At 34.8% G+C, this 1,669-nt stretch carries 2 protein-coding genes and 1 pseudogene; all 3 read left to right on the plus strand.

The window, feature by feature from the left end; genetic code table 11:
• Nucleotides 1-204 precede the first annotated feature (204 nt).
• Nucleotides 205-942 (plus strand): hypothetical protein, encoded by a 738-nt coding sequence (locus ACEW8O_RS24150; protein WP_373497193.1) that lies wholly within the window; start codon nucleotides 205-207, stop codon nucleotides 940-942.
• A 4-nt stretch (nucleotides 943-946) separates the two neighbouring features.
• Nucleotides 947-1,375 carry a hypothetical protein gene (locus ACEW8O_RS24155; RefSeq protein ID WP_373497194.1) on the plus strand — a complete coding sequence of 143 codons (429 nt, stop codon included), beginning with the start codon at nucleotides 947-949 and terminating at the stop codon, nucleotides 1,373-1,375.
• 7 nt (nucleotides 1,376-1,382) lie between these two features.
• Nucleotides 1,383-1,669 (plus strand): annotated as a pseudogene (locus tag ACEW8O_RS24160) (hypothetical protein); the annotation flags it as partial.

The raw sequence follows: 1,669 nt of genomic DNA on the forward strand, positions 1-1,669 counted from the left end.
GTGGATTTGATGAAGAAAGAACTGGCAGCTGAAAACCAACAAGATTCTGCAAAAAAGACAGCATAATTCAATTATTTAAAAAAAATCAAGGGAGATGGGACAAACATCTCCCTTTTTTTGTGATTTTTTTGAAAAAATACCCTGAACACGGGATTTTTTCGATTTTTTATTAAGCCTACCTTGCAGATTGAAAACTGCCATTGAATGTTAGGAAGTATTTATCACACCGTGTTGGCTGCGAGTTTACTGATTTCCTTTTTTAGTCTGTTTGCCACTAAGAAAGAAGAGTTGTCAGTTCACCGCTTAATTGTAGTTATACTGACTTGGGTATTGGTTTTCGAGTCCTTCGGTTTGATCACTGCACGACAAAAAATTAACAACTCCCTTTTATATAATGTATCATGGGTGTATATAGAATCCATACTCATCATAGCCTACTTTTATCTCCTTGAAAAGAGTTCACGGTTCAAAAAAAGAATTATACAGATCAGTATAAGTATCTTGGTGTGGGGTCTTGTCAACAGCATATTCTTTCAGCCAATCACCTTGGCCTTACAATACTACTCTTTGTTGCCTTTCGGGGTCTTTATTATTTTTCTTACCATCCGGTTGTTAAAAAACATTTTGAATTTACAGCTATATCCTGACCACAACCTGCTGACCATTCCCCATTTTTGGATCAGCAGTACACTTTTGTTTTTCTACTTTGAAGCTTTGCTATTGTTTGGGACTTATCAGTTAAATCCCGCATTTATTGTAGAAAATGTGACTGTTTTATTTAGCTTCAATAAATTTACGGCCGGAATGATGTATCTATTTTTGGGGGTTGCATTTATTTTCCCACATCTGGATAAAAATTCCATCATCAGAAAAACAGGTTTGGTATTTCTATTAATTATTCCAAAAATTTCCTTTATCTTTTTATTTCCTTTAAAATTTTAAAAATATGACCAGAGAAGAATTAGAAGCATTTAGAAATGCTTATCAAAGAGCCGCCAAAATAAGTATCAAAGCCAAAAACAAAGAGGACAGAGATATCAATGAACAGTCTGACTGGGTTTGGTTTGACCGCAATACCATCCAAAAGCTATTGGATATAACTGACCCTGATAAAGGTGGTATCAAAATTTATTTCGGCCAATATGACGAAAAAAATGTGGTTTTGATACCAGAAGACAGGAGAAAAAAGCATGATTATGTAGGAAGAGTTTCCCTTGCATTGGCAGCATGCAACAAGACCGAAACTGAATATGAAGATATTTATTCCAGGACAAATGAAATTCAGGACACTTCCAAAATGATGTTGATGAGTAGTGGGGATGGCGATAGTCCGGTAAATGCGGGATATGTCTGCCCTCCAGACTGTCAACCATAACTGTATTATGGAAGCACTACATTGGTATAATATTTTGATCATTATAGGGATGCTTGCTAGCATCCCTTATTTCTTTTTGGCTGAAAGGGAATATCGAAAAAAGCATCTTGTAATCTTTTTGATCCTGTTATGTACAAGCGTTTCGGAAGTTAAAGCCAAACAACTTCAACTTTTGAAAATAAACAATACATTGGTTGTCAACACAGGTTATATCATCATAGGTATATCTCTTTTATTCCTATTTTTCTATTTGATCCTGAACCAAAGTAAAAAACCGATTTTCTTATGGATTAT

The organism is Aquiflexum sp., from assembly GCF_041749095.1.
Lineage (GTDB): Bacteria > Bacteroidota > Bacteroidia > Cytophagales > Cyclobacteriaceae > Aquiflexum.

Bases quoted from the DNA above. Each gene is read 5' to 3' on its own strand.
- ACEW8O_RS24155 (WP_373497194.1), top strand. From the start codon at position 947: ATGACCAGAGAAGAATTAGAAGCATTTAGAAATGCTTATCAAAGAGCC.
- ACEW8O_RS24150 (WP_373497193.1), top strand. From the start codon at position 205: ATGTTAGGAAGTATTTATCACACCGTGTTGGCTGCGAGTTTACTGATT.